Genomic DNA, 17,181 nt, shown 5'->3' on the forward strand with positions numbered 1-17,181 from the left:
ATGCATGGTGGACGCGCAGATGCAAAACGGCCACGTAATCACGACGTGGCCGCGATGCCCAATGCGCCCTGCGCATGGGCGCATGGTCAGCTAGCGGGGGGGTCAAGCGCGATGGACCGTTGCCCGACGCCGCCGTTGGCGTGCCAGTACACTCACCACACCGAGGCCCAGCAGCGCCCAGGTCTCAGGCTCCGGAACCGGCGCGACATCCAGCGCACTGAAATACCACGCGTCGTTGATGCCGCCGATGCCGTCAATCCAGATACTCAGCGTATCGATCGGTCGGTCAAAGGCGTTGCCCAGGTCATACCAACTGAAATACGCGCGGCTATTGCTATCCGGGTCACGTACAAAGCTCAGGCTGGATGTCGCAACCACCTGCCCGTTCAGAAAGCCCGTCAACTGCAGGCCTCGGGCCGCGCCGAGCCACCATTCATCTTGCAGCATCGGGGCGGCGTTGATGCGGCTGAGCACAAACGGGGTGGCTGAACTAATACTGCTGGTTTCGCCGATCTGGAAGGCGTCGTAGCCCAAGGCTTGTGTGCCGCCGTAATGCGCATCTGAGCTTTGATAAGTCTGGGCGAAAATCCCCTTGCTGAAGCTAAAGCCGTGATACGTGCCCAGGCTAACGTTGCCGGTGGGAAGCCCATCGAATGTGATGATTTCGGCGTGTGCGCCAGCACTGACGAAGAGTACGGCCGTCAGCACGGCGGCGGGTGCAAAACGCGACCGACGTCGTTTCGGCTCAGGCATGGTGGAAGTCGGTTGCAAAGGTGCGCGCAGGCTGCGGACCAAGCCTTTTGGGCAAGTAGGCAAAGCGGTAAACATGGCAAGTCTCTCCGGGGTTGAAAAGCCCGGCCCTCCGCCGGACTAGTTTGCTTATTCATAAATTACTTGAAGCTGATCATTTATAGAACAAACCGGAGCATTAGCTGGGCGCTACACAGCGTCGGAGGTCGCAAATATAAAAAAAGGGCTTCGACGAAGCCCTTTTTTATTGCATCACCTGATGACCACTGACACATCAAGCCACCTTGAACTGCACCGTCAAACCACGCAGTTGCGTGGCGATGCCGGACAAATGCCCGGCGGTGGAGGCCACCGAATGGGCAGCCTGGCTGTTTTCTTCGGTGCTTTGCGCCATCTGTTCCACCGCCTTGGCCACGTTCTGGCACACGGCGGCGTTTTCGCGCAGCGCCACGTCGATATCGTTAACCAGCGTCACCACCTTGCGCGAACCGCCTTCGATGGTGCGGATGGCCTGGTCGGCGTTTTGCGCCAGGCCCTCACCCGCAGCGGCCTCGACCACGCTGTCGTTCATCGCGCCCACCACCACGTTTACGTTGGCCTGCATGCTGTTGATCATGCCGGAGATATCACGTGTCGATTTGGCGGTGCGTTCGGCCAGTTTGCGCACTTCGTCCGCAACCACCGCAAAGCCGCGGCCAGTCTCGCCTGCACGCGCCGCTTCGATGGCGGCATTGAGCGCCAGCAAGTTGGTCTGATCGGCAATTTCGCCAATCACGCCGATGATCGAGCGGATGGATTCGGATTCATGGCCCAGTTCGGTCACGGTACTCGATGCGGTTTTGATGCGATCCGAGACCTGGGTCATACCCTGCGCCAGATCCAGAATCACGGCACTGCCGGTGCGGGCGTTTTCGCCGTTTTCGCTGACGGTGCGCGCGGCATCGCCGGTGTTGTCCGAGATATGCGCAATGCTGACGGTCATTTCTTCGACGGCGGCGGCCATGCGCGAGGCAGCGTCGCTGCCGAGGGCCGCGCCCTGCGCCAGTTGTTCGGATTCGCCGGCCAGACCGTTGGAATGATGCGAAAGCTGTTCGGCGTTGGCCACCAGATCGCCCACCAACGTGCTCAGCTTGCGCCGCATCACTTCCATCTCGGCCAGCAAACTCGCCGGACGGGTGACGCGGATGGGCTGGCTAAGATCACCCGCCGCAATGGTATGCACGGCCGCCAGCGCTTCGGCCGGTTCGCCGCCCAGTTGTTGGAATACGCCGCGCACGATCCACGCAGCCGCGCCCAGCCCCACTACCAGCGACAGCGCCGAAAGAGTCAGCAACAACAATCGGGTATGAGCGGCTTGCACCAGCGCGTCCTGCGCGGTTTGCGCGGCGTAGTTTTCTTCCACGCCCAGAAAATCGTGCAGCGCATTGATGTTCTTGATTTGCAGCGGGCGCATGGTTTCCAGCAACTGCTCGCGCGCTTCGGCCTGCTTGCCGGCTTTGAACAATTCCAGATAGTGCGTTTCTGCCGGCACATACGCTTCGCGCGCGGCAATCACGGCATTCAGCGCCGCCAGTCCGGCCGGTGATTTAACAATCGGCACCAGCGTTTGCATCGCCTGTTTGCGTTTGGCCTGGTCTTCAGCAATCGCATCCAGTTCAGCCTGAAACTTTGAGGGGTCGTACAGCAACAGATTGCGCGTGTGGCGTGCGGTTTCTTGCAGATAATAAATCCACTCGTTGGCCACTTTCAGCTTGAACATGCTGTCGCTTTTGATCAGCGCCACCTTGTCGGTCAGGGTGGTAACGCCGTAAATGCCGATGGCTGCATTCAGCCCCAGCAAGGCGATCACCAGCCCGAAGGCCAGATAAAGCCGCGTCGCAAGATTTTGTAGTTTTGGCATGACGGAATTGCTCCAGATAACGCGCCCGGGCAAGCGGCCGGGATTGTTGTGCTGACCCGATCTAAACATGCCGCTGCGCGCTGCATAACCAGGCTGGCTCCTGGTGACACGGTGCTTGCTGGCGGGTTGGCCGCCGTGCTGCGGCCAACAAAAAACCCGCATCGCTGCGGGCTTTCAGGCACGGCCACCGGGGTGGCGGGCGGCGGTTACGGCTTTACATCGTTGGCGGCCGGGTCCGCTTCGGGCATGGTGGCGGGCCGCAATGTATAGGCGCTGGCGCCACCAAAGCCTTTATACAAGCTGCGCGCCACATGGCGCGGTACGGCGGCGGTTTCGGTGACTTGCGCGTTGCGATGGGCGGCCCAGTTAATGCGCTCGGCCTTGCGACGATCAGGAATCGAGATGTACGACATGATGGTGCTCCCGCGCGGTAGTCGGTGGCATTCCCGGGTTCGCGCAGGCCCACACTACGCCCAATCATGGCGCTACCCTAACTGCTTTTAACATGCCGGATGAAAGGTACCCACACGCTCACTTTGCTGCCGCTGCGGGCCGCTTTGCCACCGCCCGTCACAGCGCTGCGACACCTGTCGCTATCCTGCCGCCAGGCGCGTACACCAGGTTCAACGCATCCGGAGGATACATGCAAGTCTATGTCGAGTTTTTAGGCCATCTGCCGCAGTTTCAGTACGACGCAGACCGGCTTGTCGCAATCCATTTACTGCATGGCGCGGAAGTGTCCTGCAGCCGCGGCCATCCGCAATTTGGCCATCATTCAGTGTGCGTGAAATGGCCAGGCGCGCCCGAGGCCGAATGCCATGTGGACGGCGGCAAATTTGCGCTGTTGCAGATTCTGGCGGCCAGTCAGTTGGGGGGCGGCGGCGCGGCAGCCACCGCGTGGTCGGCCGAACTGATGTTGATGTTGCAAACCAGCATGCAGACGGAAACAGACGATGCGGCCGCGCGCGGCAACCGTTAGATTTCGGCGCCCGTCCGCGACTTGGGCGCGGACGGCGGGACAGCGCGCTGGCTGTAATGCCAGCGCGCGATGACTTGAGCGATCAGTGCCGTCCGGCTTTCGCGCCGGTTTCAGTGCTGCTTTCGTTACTGCCGTAAAACAAACTCATGTGATCCGCGCTGGCCGCCGCCTGCGGGCTGTTGTAACGCGCGGCGATATCCTGCACCACCGGCGCATCCACTGCGTCCACACACATCAAGACAAATTCGCTACCGGATAACCCACCCAAAGCCTGGATCAGGTTATTGCACGCGCCCAGCTCGATCCGGTCATCCAGGCCAACCGGATTTAACTGGCTGATTTCGGCCTGCAATCCTTTGATTAATCGTTCGATGGTGGGACGGGAAAAGTTGATGGCTTCCATCATTGCGCTACTCCATAGGCCTGCGGCCAAGGCCGCCGTGCTGTGAGCATACGCCGCCCGACGCGAGCGGTTTTGCCTGCTTTTGATTGGGCGCGCGCCACGCGACATGCGGTCGATCTGACTGATTACTCAGCCGGTTTCTTGCGGCCCCGCAACCCGCAAGCTGACAGAAAAAATGTGTCGAAAATCACCACATTACGTGGCCGACTGACCAGTCAGCGTGTTTTAAACGCCGTTCATCCCGCCCAAACGTTTCATCGCGGTTGCATTTCAGTAAAGTGCGTCCGTGCTTTTGCTCGCCAGATGGGCAAATGCGACATATTTACCCTGTTTTGCCCCGGATTTTGCCTACACGCCCAAGGCGCGCCACGGTGCAGTGATATTAATCACAGCGGGCGTGGCGAGGCCGATTGATGCCGTCAGTGCTCTGTAAATAATCATTGCCAACTTATGGATCCAGTAATGAATTCTGCTTTGGCCCAGCCTTGGGAAGCGCCAGATATGGCCACCGTCCGCCAGTTGATGCAAGAGGTCATCGGGCAGCTGTTTGATCGCGTCAGCGAAACGCGCGCCGCGCTGGTTTCCACCGCCGATGGCATGCCGCTGGTGAGCCGTTTTGATACGGAAACCGATAACAACCGCGTCAGCGCCATTTTCAGTTCGCTGCTGGCCGTGTGCGAAACCGCCAGCAAGGAAATCAACGCTGGCGCCTGTCAGCGCGCCGTGGTCTGCGCCGACCACGCCAATATCGTGATGGTGCGCATCCACCTTAAAGGCCGCGTGTTTACCCTGGCGCTGGCCTTTGACGCCGATTTGATGCTGGGCACCGCACTGCGCACCACCACCGATCTGGCGCAACGCATCGAGCAAGCGTTGGCCGTGGCAATGCCCGCCTGAGCGCGCCCCAGTTTGTAACCTGCAGTACGTAATTCGTAATTTGCAAGCCCGCAGTTCCATAAAAACGCTCGCACAACGGCAGGGCGGCGGCCCTGGTAACAAGGCCGCAATCCGCAAGCCGTGACGACGCTGCCATCACCTTTTTCTTGATCCACTTAAACCAAGGGACCACCACAAATGGCTCGTATTTCTCTGGAAGCTCTGCAACAAATCGACGGTTATATCGCATCCGCGCTCGTGGACTGTGAAAGCGGCATGCCCATGGCCAAAGACGGCAGCGGCATCGACCTGGAACTGGCCGCGCCCGGCAACGCCGAAGTGCTGAAATCCAAGCGCAAGATTGCCGCCGCGCTGGGCCTGAACGACAGCATCGAAGACATCCTGATTACGCTGAACAAGCAATACCACCTGCTGCGCCCGCTCGAGACCAACCACAACGTGTTTTTGTACCTGGTCATCGACCGTGCTCGCGCCAACCTGGCGATGGCGCGGCACGAACTGAAGAGCTTTGAGAAGACCATCGATTTCTCCTGATCGGGTCTCTCTTTTCAGTCGCAAAACCGTGGCGCGACGGACTGGCCTGCCGGGCCAGACGTCGCGCTGCGGCGCGTAGGTGGTGCTTGTGCTGATAGAACGAATCACGCTTTCCCTGGTGGCGTTGGGTGACGACATCGAGCGTCGCGTCATGATGGCCACGCAATTGATGGCCGCCCACGGCCTGACCGTGCACGTGCGCCCGTGGGATGGCACGCGCAGCAGTCTGCTGATTGCCAATGCCGATGACACCTATGGCCGCAACGCCGTCGAACAGGTGCGGCGGCGCGGCGGCAATGTGCTGACGGTGTCGGACCAACCGGGTGCGACCGGGGATGCGGTCACCTCGTCCATTCAGGTGGCCGAACTGGTGGACCGCATCAAGGCCATCGTCGCGCCTGAGACCGGCGCGCCTGCGGTGGCCGATGCGGTCGCCCCGCCGACCAGTGCACCCACCGCGCTGGATGTGGCGCTCGACCCCGCCCAACTGGGTGGCCTGCTGCAAGTCTGTTTGCAAGCGGCCTCCACGCCAGGCGACGTGCTGGCCAGCATCGGACCGTGGCAAGTGCTGATCCGCCGTGATGCCTCGCGCATTGCCGCCAACGCGCACAGCGATTTGCTGGCCGCGCAATCGCGTCTGGTGATCGAAGACTGGACGACGCAAACGCTGAGCCGCACCGAAGCCGCCGCCTTGAAGATGGAAGTCACGCAAAGCCTGGATGCGTTTTTGATTACCGGCTGCGACGCCATCGCCGACCTGCTGCCGCCGCTGCCGGGCAATGGTTATCAACTGAGCAACTGGCCCGATCTGGGCGCATTACCCAATCATCGCGCCGCGCTGCAACTGGCGTCGGCCCTGGTTAAAAAACGCTGGAATCTGACCGCGCTGGCCACGCATTGCGGCCTGACCGCGGCGCAGACCAACGCCTTTTGCTGGGCGATGCTGGCCAGTGGGTTGCTGCAAAGTGATCTCAACATCATCGCCCCACCCCCGCCACCTGCCCCGGTGGCATCGCAAAATATCCTGACCCGACTGGCACGCCGTTTTGGCTTGTTCCGGAGCGAATAAAAGTGATCGAAGGCCCTGTAAAACTCCTCTTCGCCGGCCCGGTGGGCGCAGGCAAAACCACCGCCATCCGTTCACTGTCCGACACCGCGCCGGTGTCCACCGAAGCCGCGCTCAGCGAAAACGCCACGGCCGCCAAATCCACCACCACCGTGGCGTTTGATTACAGCACCATGCGCGTGGATGGCGACCTGACCGTGCATCTGTACGGCATTCCCGGCCAGGATCGCTTTGATTTCATGCGCCCGATTATCGCCAACGGCGCGCTGGGGGCGATTGTGCTGCTGGATGCCTCCTCGCCCACGCTGCGCGCCGATTGCGTGCACTGGCTCAAATCGATCAGCACCATCGCGCCCACGTTGCAGTTTGTGATTGGCGTAACCAAGGCCGATGTGGCGCCGGATTTTTCGCTGGCCGATATCCGTGCCGGCATGCAGCAATGCGGCATCCGCGCCCCGGCGCTGACCATCGACCCGCGCCAGCGGGCGCAGTGTGAACAACTGGTGCGCGCGCTGCTATCCAGTTTGTGAGGGCGGACGCTGGCGCTGGGACGCCACCCACCGCCAGCGAGTATCGCCAAACAGTCAGTCGGCCTTGCCGCCCGCAGCGCTAACCCGGTTGCCGCCCGCGTCAATCACCGCTTCGCCGTCTTCCTTGGCAAATGCGCCCTGTTGCGGCGCGGGCAGTATATCCAGCACCGCCTCGGACGGTCGGCACAGGCGCGTACCCAGCGCCGTCACCACAATCGGCCGGTTCAGCAGAATCGGATGCTGCCCGATCAGGTCGAGCAACTGATCGTCCGTCCACTTCGGATCATCCAGCCCCAGTTCCTGGTACGGCGTGCCTTTTTCGCGCAGCACCTGGCGCACGCTGATGTCCATCGCGGCAATCAGCGTTTGCAAGGTGGCACGGCTGGGCGGCGTTTGCAGATACAGAATCACTGCGGGTTCGATGCCCGCATTGCGGATCAGCGCCAGCGTGTTGCGCGACGTGCCGCAGGCGGGGTTGTGATAGATCGTGACGGCGGCGTTCATGCGAGGTCTCTCTTCATCGGGCGGGTCGGGCGCGCAGTTTAATACGCAAAGCGCTGATACGACTCGCCATCCGCGCCCACCACATCGTCCACCTGCGGCATCGTGCGCAGCAGCCGTTGCGCGCGCGGGCTGAGTTGCTGATACACATTGCGCGGCACATCGATATGTACTTCGGGCCGGTAGTACCAGCGTCGACTGTAGCCCATCACCACCATCGGCCGCGGTTGCGGCGTGTGGTTGGGCGTGCCGCGATGCAGATTGCGCACGTCGCGGATCATCACATCGCCCAATTGCATCGGGATCGGCTGGATGGGAATTTCGCCGCGTTCGTACGCGGCGGCAGCTTCGTGCCGGTTCATGCGATGCGTGCCCAGCGTGGTTTCAAACGGGCCGTTTTCCAGCGTCACATCACACAAAGGAAAATTAACCGCTAACTGGAACGACGGCGTTTCGGCTTCGCCTTCAAACAGCTCGGGCGTGTCGCGATGCACGTCCTGGTAGGTGGAGCCTTGCAGCGGCGTATCGGTGGCCAATTGACACATGATCGGGTCCGCGCCCGCCACGCGTTCAACGATGGCCAGCACATCCGGATCACAGAAAATGGCTTCATCGGCAAATACGCCCGCAAACGGCAGCGTAATGTAATGCCGGTTCTGGCCGCGCACGGCGGTGGCTTCAGCATCCAGCCGTGCTTGCAGCAATCCCGCAAAGGCGCGCTGCCATACTTCCAGTGTGGCAACGGGCAAATGTTGAGTCAGAACTACCATGCCATCACGCTCAAACGCGGCGGCAAAGGCATCGTGTTGTTCGCTGGTGTAACGCATGTACTCCCCCTTTTTTTGGTAAAAGGCAGCGCGTCTGCAGTCAGCGCGCCCCTTTATGATTTTTAGTGGGGGATGGCGAATTTGTCAGGCCGCGGGCGGCTGTTTTTGCGTCAGCGCACAGCGCCACGCGTGCGCGCGATATGCGCACGCGCCCATTGCCGCACATGAAAATTGGCATAACCGCAGGCGCCGCCCAGCACCAGACTGGGCCAGAGCATATGGCGCGTTGCCGGAAAGTAAAATCGCATCAGCAACAATAAAGACGCGTACAGGAAAAAGATCGAGCCCCATTCCACGCAATGCAACGCGGCGATGGTCAGGCTCTGGCGATCAGGAATGCGCATTACGTTCTATCCATCCAGCGGCGGGCTCAAGCAAATCCACAGGGTTATTGCGCCGATGCTCGGGCAGCATCTCCACGCTGGGCCATCAACCGCGCCGCGCGGCCTCGATGGCGGCGATATCGATCTTGCCCATGGTCATCATCGCGTCGAAGGCGCGTTTGGCTGCGGCGGGATCAGGATCGGTGATGGCCTCCATCAACGCGCGCGGCGTAATTTGCCACGACACGCCCCATTGATCCTTGCACCAGCCGCAGGCGCTTTCCTGCCCGCCATGGCTGACGATGGCGTGCCATAAGCGATCGGTTTCGGCCTAATCATCGGTGGCAATCTGAAACGAAAACGCCTCGCTCTGGCGGAACGCGTCGCCGCCGTTCAGACCCAGGCAGGGAATCCCCATCACTGTAAACGCGACCGTCAGCACATCGCCCTGCTGGCCCGACGGATAGTCGCCGGGGGCATGATGCACGGCAGTGACGGCGCTGTCGGCAAAGGTGCGCGCGTAAAATTCGGCGGCTTGCTGCGCGCCGCCGTTGTACCACAGGCAAATGGTGTTCTTCGGGGATGGCATGGCAGGTCTCCATGAGAGTGACGGTAGACCATGCTTGCACATGCAAAGGCCGTCGAACACATCCAACTGCAGAATGGGTCGACGGCCGTCACGACAGTGCTGCGGTGTGGCTTAAGCCGCGCGTTGCTTGCGCCGACGCGCAAACAGGCCGACCGCGCCCAGGCCCATCAGCGCCCAGGTTTCAGGCTCGGGGATCGGGCTGATGTTGAGGGCATCAAGAAAGAACCCATGCGCTTGCGAGGTGCCGGCGCCCAAAAAGTACAAGGTATCGATCGGTTGATTGAATCCGGCGGCATTGGCCAGGCTAAGCCATTGATAGCCACTGTTGTTTTCATCCATGCCCAGATCAATGGCTGCCACCTGAACGCCGTGGCTGTAAGCCGTGATTTCGACATCAAAGTTGCTGCCCAACTGGCCGATCAAGGGCGCGACGTTGATGGCATTGAGCACAAACGGATGCGTGCCCCGCACAAAATATCCCCAGCCGTCACTGCCTTCGCCATAGAGGGCCTGTGGCCCGACGGCGCCGGCGTGACCGGCCGTGCTGGTTACGCCGATGCCCGGATCAATTTCCAGGCCTTGGTCAATGATGGGGAGAAACGGTGGCTCCCAGCCACTACCACGGCTTTCATCCAGACCGCTAAACGTGATGATGTTGGCCCATGCGCCCGCGCTGGCGCAAAGCGCGCCCAGCAGGGTGACTGCTTTGAGAAGGCGGTTCATTGTGCGGCTCCTGCATGGCGTTGACGACGGCGCGCGGTGGTACGGGCAAATGCGGCCCCGCCACCCAGCATGAACAGCGCCCATGTCTCGGGTTCGGGTACGGGAGCGGCCAGCGTGCTAGCCACGGGCACCACCCCGATGTCGTCGATCAACCAGCGCGCGCCCACGGCGTCGGCGGTGAAATCGAGCGAGGTCAACGCGGTATTGGCAAACGGCGAATCGAACCACTGGAATTGCGTATCGCTGAGGTCAACGGTGAAGCTGCCCACCACCGCGCTGCCGTTGTAGCCGGTAAAGGTGAGCGTGGACGAGCTGAACAGATCACCGCCAAATGCGCGCGTAAAGGCCGCGGCCGAAGCGCCCTTGAAATAGAACGGTTGCGCCGGGTTAAGGCCGTCCGGATCGGTGTAGAAACTCAGGCCTGTGGTCGCGCGGCCATACGACAGATTGGTGAGCGCGTAGCTGTCGGCAAAAGACACATTCGCGCCATACAGCGCGTTGTACGCGGTATTGGAAATCTCCGCCCAGCCACCCCAGCCCGCAGTGGGGCTTTGGACTTGCCAGTACTCCTGCACAGTCCAGTCCGCACCGGGTTTTTGAAAATCACGCGAAGTGAGATTTATAAACGGCGCATTGGAGCCGCCGCCATCGAGAGTAAACGCCTGCGCGTGCGCGGCGGCCAGGCATGCCAGCCCCAACAGCGCTGGCTTAAGGTAATTAGAAAACATGGCAAGTCTCCGTGATCAAACAAAGCAGCGGGCGTAATGCACCGCTGCGGATCAGTATCGACAACGCCTTTTCTTAATTCAACCTTAAGCCATAATATTTAAATAATATTGTTTGACGTCAGCAAATACACAGATATCTGTTTATCCCGCCTGCCCGTCCGGCCGCGGCAGCACATACATCGGCACATAGCGAACGGCCCACACCGCCAGCGTGCCCAGTGCCGTTACGGCTGCGATGCTGAACAGGGCGCTGGCATGCGCGGGCACAAACTCTGCGCTGACACGCGCAAGCGCCACCGCATGCACCAGCCAGTACAGACACGCCGTCAGCCGCCCGATCATCAACGGACGGCCCGAATGGCCCAGCGACACACGCGTGACAAACGCCAGCAACATGCTGCAGAAATAGCCGAGGGTCAGCGCATGCAGCGGCGCGTATCCTCCGATGTAAACACCGGCTGCGGCCGCGGCGGATTGCAGCGCAAACAACAACATGGCAATGCCCGCCCAGGCAAAGCTGGCGTGCAACATGCCTAGCAGCGGGGCTTTAAAACTGCGGCGCAATTGCCAGCGCCAGCTGGTGTACAGCAGCAAGCCGGCCCACACCAGATCGGGCAGCGCGCTGCAGGCATACGGGGTAAACCCGGCAGCGATGGCCAGTGCGCCATGCGTAAGCGACAGGCCTATCCACGCATACAACAACCAGAACGGCCGCCATGGCTGATAAGGCTGCAGCACCACTGACGAGAAGAACGGAATCATGCGATGGCTGACGGTCAGAAACACCGGCAGCAGAAATCCCCACAACCCCAGGCTGACCACTACGCTCGCCCACCGCGCCGATACCGCATGCGTGCTGACTGCAACTTGCAACGCCAGCGCCAGCCCACCCAGACCAAACGCCAGCAGCACGCTGCGCGCATGGCGTTGATCGGGCGAGGCGCTGCGCCGGATGCGGCCCGCCCAGATGGCAATGGCCCATGCCCAGCCGGCGACATGCAATACGTCGCCCAGCGCTTGCAAGACAGGCCACCTGCTCGCCCCCACCACCAGCAACGATCCCGCGCCATACAGCACGGTGGAACCCAGCCAGTGCGGTCGCGCCGGCGGATCGACGCCCAACCATTTGGGCCCGGCGGTGTTGATAAAGCCGAGCATGAACAGCGGCAGAAAGCCGAACAGCATCAGATCGGCATGCAGCCACGCCGGCGGGATGGCCGACAGCGGCGCGACGCCCTGGGCGCGTTGCACCATCAGCAACGCCCACCAGGCAAAACTGGCCAACATGGCCACGCTGCCCATAAAAAACCCGACGCGATGCGGGGCTGCCCGAAGCGTACACATAGCAATACCTTTGCCTGAGATAAAAAGGATCGGCCCGCCGTGCACATACCACGTCGGGCCATCAACAGGCTTGTCAGGCTAGCACCGGGCCCGGTTATAATCAATATTTCAAATACATCTTTAAGGTCGGCCATGCGCCTGAACGTCTTTACTGATTACTGCTTGCGCACCTTGCTCTACCTGGGCGCCAGCGATGCCGCGCTGGCCACCCGTGCTGAAATCGCCGCGGCGTATCAGATCTCGGATAACCATCTGATGAAGGTGGTGCACTGGATGGCGCTGGCAGGCTATATCGAGACGTTACGCGGCAAAGGTGGCGGCATGCGCCTGGCACGGGCACCCGCGCAGATCAACATTGGCCAACTGGTGCGCGCCAGCGAGGCCGACAGCCCGCTGGTGCCGTGTTTTGATCAGGGCGACAGCCATTGCGTCATCGTGCCGGCCTGTCGGCTGAAGCTGGTGCTGCGCGAGGCGCTGGAGGCGTTTTATGCGGTGCTCGACCAGTACACGCTGGCTGATCTGCTGGCCGACCCCAAACCGCTGGCCGCGCTGCTGCGCATCGTGCCGGTTAGCTGAACACCGCACGCCCCCTGGTCTGCGCCGGGTGTTATTGCTTGCCGTCCTGCGCTTGCTTCGCCTCAAACTGGATGGAGCTGGCGATGCCATTCAGCGTGGGCATCATTTGCTGCATCAGCGCGGCGGCACGCTCCGCGCCCTGGCCGGTGACGGCCACACATTGCAGCGTGACCGATTGCATATGCGTGGACCCGGCCCACATCACCAGCTGCATATTGGCCTGGCGCGTTTCAACCGGCTTGCTGCCGGACATGAACAAACGCGCGGCGGGCTCTTTGGCAAAGCGCGAGCGGTCCACCTTATCCAGCGTTAACGGCGCGCCCAGCATTTGCGACAGCCGCTCGGTGAGCACCTGTTTTTTCTGCTCATCCAGCGTTTGCGAATCGCGGATCACCGCGTCCGTCACCGGATGCGGATAAATCGCCGACATCACGTGGCAAAATACGCCCTCGTCATCGCTGGCATGCGGCGCTTCCAACAGATACATGTGGCGCGCCGGTTGGCCTTCCGGGCCGAAGCTGGTCATTTTTGCTTGCCACTGGGCGGGCACATCAACCGATGCGGCAAAGCCGGGAATTTCAACGCGATCGGCGTGCGCAGCGGCGGACAAGGTGGTGAGCGCCAAAGCCGCGACGCAGCCAGCCGTTTTAACGGACGAACAAAATGCCATTATCAAATTTCCACTGTTTAGTTGGGCCTGACTGAGCGCGCAGCTTAGTCAGCCATCATGACGTTAATGCGGTGGCCTTACGCGGCACCGTTTTTATGCACCCGCCATTATTTAACGCAGAAGCGAGCCATGCGCGACTTTTATCCCGAAATCGAACCGTACAACACGTTTTATTTGCGCGTCGACGCCGTGCACCAACTGTATGTTGAAGAAGTCGGCAATCCAGAGGGCCAGCCGGTGGTGTTTCTGCACGGCGGCCCGGGCGCGGGCATCTTTCCGGGTGCGCGACGCTTTTTTGATCCGCAACGCTATCGCGTCATCCTGTTTGATCAACGCGGCGCGGGCCAGTCCACGCCCATGGGCGAGCTGACCGACAACACCACGCAACATCTGATTACCGATATTGAGATGCTGCGCCAGCAACTGGACATCGAACGCTGGATTGTGTTTGGCGGCTCCTGGGGTTCCACGCTGGCGCTGGCCTATGCGCAGGCGCATGCCGAACGCGTGGTCAGCCTGGTCTTGCGCGGTATTTTTCTGGGCCGTCAGGAAGAAGTGGATTGGCTTAACGGCGATGGGGTGGGCGCGTCGTGGATGTTCCCCGAGCGCTGGCAACGTTACCGCGACTTTATCCCGCCCGCGGAACGCCACGACATGGTCGAAGCCTACTGGCGCAGGCTGACCGACCCCGACGCCGAAGTGCGTTTGCAGGCCGCGCTGGCGTGGGCCAGTTGGGAAGGCAGCATCACCACGCTGGTCCACGACGCGCACGGCGACGGCGTCTTTGATGCCGCCGACAAGGCCATCAGCCTGGCGCGTGCCGAGGTGCATTACTTTCGCCACCAGATGTTTTTGCAGCCCAACCAGCTGCTACGCGATATCGAGCGCATCCGGCATATTCCCGCCGTGATCGTGCACGGCCGCTACGACATGGTGTGCCCGGCCAAAACCGCGTGGGATCTGGCCAGCGTCTGGCCCGAGGCCAGACTGATCTACACGCAAGCGGGACATAGTTCGGTTGATCCGGAAACCCGATCTGCGCTGATCGAAGCCATGGACCAACAGCCGCGTTAACGTCGCAGTTGCAACGCGCGGGCATTTGTTTTTTGCTTCTAACAAAACGGGATGCCGATCAGGCGGATATGGATGACGACCGCCCATCGTGTTACGTCGGCATCACGGCAAGATCGAAAGGAAGTACCAGGCAAGCGCCTGGCGCCATCGAAAAAAATCCACCTCGCGCAATGCAAGGTGGATTTTTATATTCAGAGCGAGGCGCTCAGCGGTCTAACGCCTGCGCCAGAAACGGCAGGCTGATATCCATGCGGTAATCAATGCTGCTGTGGTTATCGACAAACTCTTCATAGCGATGCGGCACGCCGGCGGCGGTCAGCTTGTTGCGCAGCTGGCGGTGGCCAAAAATCATGTTGTATTGGTCGAGGGTGCCGCAGTCGATATACAGGCCTTTCAAGCCCTTTAGCGCATCGATATGGCTATCCACCAGCCGGACCGGATCAAACGCCAGCCAGTTGTGCCAGCGCTCGGCGATCAACTCGCCGGTATCCAGATCCACCGGCAAGCGCAATCCCAGATACTGGTCTGGCGCCGGATCGTAGGTGGCGCCCATGGCCAGCATCATCAGGGCGTGGATATCGTCATCGGAGGGTTTTTTTGCCGCTTCGAAATAGCGCATAAAGCCTTCGATGCCGCCATGTTTTTCCAGCGTCATCAATGCGGGATACACATCCGGCAGATAGACAATATCGAAAGCCATGTCTCCCGAATGGCAGGCTGCGGCGGACCAGATATCGCTGCGCTTGAGCACATGCCACATTGCGCCAAAACCGCCCGAGCTTTTGCCGAACACGCCCCGCCGCCCCGTACCACCGCAGGCAAATTGCTGTTCGACCGCGGGCAACATTTCATCGATCAGAAAATCTTCCCAGCGCCCCATCACCGCACTGTTGACGTATTGATTGCCCCCGAGCCGGGTAAAGCAATCCGGAAAGGCGACGACGGCAGGCAGCATTGCGCCACTGGCGATCAAGCGGTCCAGCCGTTCGGGCGCGCTTTCCCCCAGCCCTTTCCAGTTGGTATGTGCCGGGCCGCCGCCGGTATAACCGACCAGATCCACCAGCAAGGGCAAGCCACGGCCATCATGCCCGGCAGGCACGTACACATCGACGATACGACGTGGCGCGTCACCCAGAAAGTTATCCGCCAATACCCGGCTGTCGATGTGCAAACGGTGGACGGTGCCGGTGGCGATGCTGTGGTCTCTGCGCATGATCAGTCTCTGAGATGGGGGGATGAGACTGCATCGTAGAAAGCCAGGCAGCGCAGGGCAAGCACGAGACCGGGTGGCGGCTGGTCTCGCCAACCGTCGCTGCTAGGGCTGCGCCGCCAGCGACTTGGGCACGGGCGTGTTCACCCAGTCGATCACCGTTTGCGAGAACGCCTGTGGCTGATCAAACATCACAAAATGAAACGCATCGTCGATGCGCTTAAGCGTCAGGTTGGGCGTGCCGGCATAGGCGCGCTGGTACAAGGCATCGGCGCGCTCCGCAGCAATGCCATACGCGGCATCCCACGCATACACCACATCGACCGGCGCGGTGATGTGCTTGAGCTCGGGGCGCAAATCGACGGTCATGATTTCGAACATGCCATCTGCCACCGTTTTGCGATCAGATTGCAATACCGCCGCCAGCAAGGCGGGCCGCGCCGCGGGCGACTTGACCAGTTGCGCCATGCCGCCGGTTTGCATCGCCTGATATTGCTGCGGCGTGGCGCTGAGCAAGGTATTGCGGAACGCGGTGGCGGAAGGCGTCACCTGCTCGGGCGTGGCATCGATATTAAAACGCAGGCTGGAAAACGGCAGCGCGTCGACGATGATCAAACGCCCCACCCGCGCCGGATGCCGCGCGCCCAACATCAACGCGGTTTCGCCACCCAGCGAATGACCGATGACCACTGGCGCTTGCAGCCCGTTGCGCTGGATGTAATCGGCAATCGCCTCGGCTGCGGGCGCTGCCACTGTATCGCCGCCATCGGCCACGGCGGGCTGGCCCGCAAAGCCTGCCAATTGCACCAGATGCAGCCGATGCGTGGCCTTCAATTGTGCCGCCAGATCAGCCCACACCGCCCGCGACGACGCCAGCCCCGGAATCAACACCACATCCGGGCCTTGGCCTACAACGGTGACCGAAATGCGCGGGGCACTGGCCGCCGCAGCATTCGGGGCCGACGCCGCTGCAGGCTGGCTGGCGTCGGCGGCAAATACGGACGCGGATAGCAATGCCGCCGCGCAGATCGTCGCTGTTAACAGGGGGTAGGCCAAGGCAGGTTTCCTCTTTGGGACGGTTGACTGCCCTGGATTAAAACATGCTGAGTGTGGAGCACGAAGCCGGGAAAGAAGCTGCTGCCGAAATTTGGGAAGAGCAGGTCTGATTGCTACGGACAATGCTCACATGCGGTGTTTCTAACCACAGATGTGTAATGACTTTGTCGTTACGCAGTGCTAAGGTGTGCGGTCAGATCAGCAAGGAACCGCCATGCCCACACCCAGCAGCAGCAAACCCAAACGCGACACGCTGAACTTGCGCGTTCCCGCTAATGATCGAAGCTTGATTGACCGGGCCGCCGCTTCCATGGGCAAAACGCGCACCGACTTCATACTGGACGCAGCTCGGCGCGCCGCTGAAGAGGCATTGCTTGATAGGGCTTTGATGTTGGTCAGCCCGCAGGCATATAACGAATTCCTGGATTTGCTAGAGGCTCCCGCTGAGCCGAACGACCGGCTGATCCGGACCATGCATACCAAGACGCCGTGGTAGGTCAG

Annotated in this window: 21 protein-coding genes and 1 pseudogene; 8 read left to right on the top strand and 14 right to left on the bottom strand. The window is 61.1% G+C overall.

Annotated elements, in window-relative coordinates; genetic code table 11:
* Positions 1 to 102 precede the first annotated feature (102 nt).
* The 3 genes from WG78_RS16295 to WG78_RS16305 all read right to left on the bottom strand — a co-directional run bounded on the left by WG78_RS16295 (position 103) and on the right by WG78_RS16305 (position 3,063).
* Positions 103 to 753: a PEP-CTERM sorting domain-containing protein gene (locus tag WG78_RS16295; protein ID WP_161805136.1), complete on the bottom strand. Its 651-nt coding sequence runs from the start codon at positions 751 to 753 to the stop codon at positions 103 to 105.
* 271 nt (positions 754 to 1,024) lie between these two features.
* Positions 1,025 to 2,650 (bottom strand): methyl-accepting chemotaxis protein, encoded by a 1,626-nt coding sequence (locus tag WG78_RS16300; RefSeq protein ID WP_053938900.1) that lies wholly within the window; start codon positions 2,648 to 2,650, stop codon positions 1,025 to 1,027.
* Positions 2,651 to 2,856: 206 nt separating this feature from the next.
* A complete protein-coding gene (locus WG78_RS16305; protein WP_053938901.1) occupies positions 2,857 to 3,063 on the bottom strand; it encodes a hypothetical protein in 207 nt (68 codons plus the stop codon).
* Positions 3,064 to 3,293: 230 nt separating this feature from the next.
* Here WG78_RS16305 and WG78_RS16310 point away from each other — a divergent pair, with 230 nt between their 5' ends.
* Complete coding sequence (locus WG78_RS16310) at positions 3,294 to 3,629, top strand: hypothetical protein (protein ID WP_053938902.1); 336 nt, start codon at positions 3,294 to 3,296, stop codon at positions 3,627 to 3,629.
* 82 nt (positions 3,630 to 3,711) lie between these two features.
* Here WG78_RS16310 and WG78_RS16315 read toward each other — a convergent pair whose 3' ends face one another.
* A complete protein-coding gene (locus WG78_RS16315) occupies positions 3,712 to 4,035 on the bottom strand; it encodes a hypothetical protein (protein WP_053938903.1) in 324 nt (107 codons plus the stop codon).
* A 459-nt stretch (positions 4,036 to 4,494) separates the two neighbouring features.
* Between WG78_RS16315 and WG78_RS16320 the strand changes: the two genes are divergently transcribed.
* From WG78_RS16320 to WG78_RS16335, 4 genes are all read left to right on the top strand, one after another.
* Positions 4,495 to 4,929: a roadblock/LC7 domain-containing protein gene (locus WG78_RS16320; protein ID WP_161805137.1), complete on the top strand. Its 435-nt coding sequence runs from the start codon at positions 4,495 to 4,497 to the stop codon at positions 4,927 to 4,929.
* A 177-nt stretch (positions 4,930 to 5,106) separates the two neighbouring features.
* Positions 5,107 to 5,463, top strand: coding sequence for a hypothetical protein (locus tag WG78_RS16325; RefSeq protein ID WP_053938905.1), 357 nt, complete (start codon positions 5,107 to 5,109; stop codon positions 5,461 to 5,463).
* An 88-nt stretch (positions 5,464 to 5,551) separates the two neighbouring features.
* Entirely contained in the window at positions 5,552 to 6,532 is a 981-nt protein-coding gene (locus tag WG78_RS16330) for a hypothetical protein (protein WP_152969252.1), read from the top strand.
* 2 nt (positions 6,533 to 6,534) lie between these two features.
* On the top strand, positions 6,535 to 7,059 hold the full coding sequence (locus WG78_RS16335; RefSeq protein ID WP_201782470.1) for a GTP-binding protein: 525 nt from the start codon (positions 6,535 to 6,537) through the stop codon (positions 7,057 to 7,059).
* Positions 7,060 to 7,113: 54 nt separating this feature from the next.
* Here WG78_RS16335 and arsC read toward each other — a convergent pair whose 3' ends face one another.
* From arsC to WG78_RS16370, 7 genes and pseudogenes are all read right to left on the bottom strand, one after another.
* The gene (gene arsC / locus WG78_RS16340) at positions 7,114 to 7,563 is read right to left on the bottom strand and encodes an arsenate reductase (glutaredoxin) (protein ID WP_053938907.1); all 450 of its coding nucleotides are present in this window, start codon (positions 7,561 to 7,563) and stop codon (positions 7,114 to 7,116) included.
* A gap of 38 nt (positions 7,564 to 7,601) precedes the next feature.
* Complete coding sequence (locus WG78_RS16345; protein ID WP_053938908.1) at positions 7,602 to 8,387, bottom strand: phytanoyl-CoA dioxygenase family protein; 786 nt, start codon at positions 8,385 to 8,387, stop codon at positions 7,602 to 7,604.
* Positions 8,388 to 8,497: 110 nt separating this feature from the next.
* Positions 8,498 to 8,731 (bottom strand): hypothetical protein, encoded by a 234-nt coding sequence (locus WG78_RS16350; RefSeq protein WP_053938909.1) that lies wholly within the window; start codon positions 8,729 to 8,731, stop codon positions 8,498 to 8,500.
* An 85-nt stretch (positions 8,732 to 8,816) separates the two neighbouring features.
* A pseudogene (locus WG78_RS23285) lies at positions 8,817 to 9,341 on the bottom strand (VOC family protein).
* A gap of 69 nt (positions 9,342 to 9,410) precedes the next feature.
* The gene (locus tag WG78_RS16360; protein WP_053938910.1) at positions 9,411 to 10,022 is read right to left on the bottom strand and encodes a PEP-CTERM sorting domain-containing protein; all 612 of its coding nucleotides are present in this window, start codon (positions 10,020 to 10,022) and stop codon (positions 9,411 to 9,413) included.
* The gene (locus WG78_RS16365) at positions 10,019 to 10,750 is read right to left on the bottom strand and encodes a PEP-CTERM sorting domain-containing protein (RefSeq protein ID WP_053938911.1); all 732 of its coding nucleotides are present in this window, start codon (positions 10,748 to 10,750) and stop codon (positions 10,019 to 10,021) included. Before WG78_RS16365 ends, WG78_RS16360 begins: the two co-directional genes overlap by 4 nt.
* Positions 10,751 to 10,891: 141 nt before the next feature.
* Positions 10,892 to 12,094: an NnrS family protein gene (locus WG78_RS16370; RefSeq protein ID WP_083459246.1), complete on the bottom strand. Its 1,203-nt coding sequence runs from the start codon at positions 12,092 to 12,094 to the stop codon at positions 10,892 to 10,894.
* Positions 12,095 to 12,226: 132 nt separating this feature from the next.
* Between WG78_RS16370 and WG78_RS16375 the strand changes: the two genes are divergently transcribed.
* On the top strand, positions 12,227 to 12,670 hold the full coding sequence (locus WG78_RS16375; RefSeq protein ID WP_053938913.1) for an RrF2 family transcriptional regulator: 444 nt from the start codon (positions 12,227 to 12,229) through the stop codon (positions 12,668 to 12,670).
* A gap of 31 nt (positions 12,671 to 12,701) precedes the next feature.
* Here the strand turns inward: WG78_RS16375 and WG78_RS16380 are convergent, their stop codons facing one another.
* The gene (locus WG78_RS16380; RefSeq protein ID WP_152969254.1) at positions 12,702 to 13,340 is read right to left on the bottom strand and encodes a hypothetical protein; all 639 of its coding nucleotides are present in this window, start codon (positions 13,338 to 13,340) and stop codon (positions 12,702 to 12,704) included.
* A 129-nt stretch (positions 13,341 to 13,469) separates the two neighbouring features.
* Here WG78_RS16380 and pip point away from each other — a divergent pair, with 129 nt between their 5' ends.
* Complete coding sequence (gene pip / locus WG78_RS16385; RefSeq protein WP_053938915.1) at positions 13,470 to 14,414, top strand: prolyl aminopeptidase; 945 nt, start codon at positions 13,470 to 13,472, stop codon at positions 14,412 to 14,414.
* 205 nt (positions 14,415 to 14,619) lie between these two features.
* Here pip and WG78_RS16390 read toward each other — a convergent pair whose 3' ends face one another.
* The gene (locus WG78_RS16390; protein ID WP_053938916.1) at positions 14,620 to 15,627 is read right to left on the bottom strand and encodes an alpha/beta hydrolase; all 1,008 of its coding nucleotides are present in this window, start codon (positions 15,625 to 15,627) and stop codon (positions 14,620 to 14,622) included.
* Positions 15,628 to 15,729: 102 nt separating this feature from the next.
* The gene (locus tag WG78_RS16395) at positions 15,730 to 16,680 is read right to left on the bottom strand and encodes an alpha/beta fold hydrolase (RefSeq protein ID WP_201782471.1); all 951 of its coding nucleotides are present in this window, start codon (positions 16,678 to 16,680) and stop codon (positions 15,730 to 15,732) included.
* A 214-nt stretch (positions 16,681 to 16,894) separates the two neighbouring features.
* Here WG78_RS16395 and WG78_RS16400 point away from each other — a divergent pair, with 214 nt between their 5' ends.
* Positions 16,895 to 17,176: a type II toxin-antitoxin system TacA family antitoxin gene (locus tag WG78_RS16400; protein ID WP_053938975.1), complete on the top strand. Its 282-nt coding sequence runs from the start codon at positions 16,895 to 16,897 to the stop codon at positions 17,174 to 17,176.
* The last annotated feature ends 5 nt before the right edge of the window (positions 17,177 to 17,181 follow it).

It is taken from the genome of Amantichitinum ursilacus, from assembly GCF_001294205.1.
GTDB classification, from domain to species: domain Bacteria; phylum Pseudomonadota; class Gammaproteobacteria; order Burkholderiales; family Chitinibacteraceae; genus Amantichitinum; species Amantichitinum ursilacus.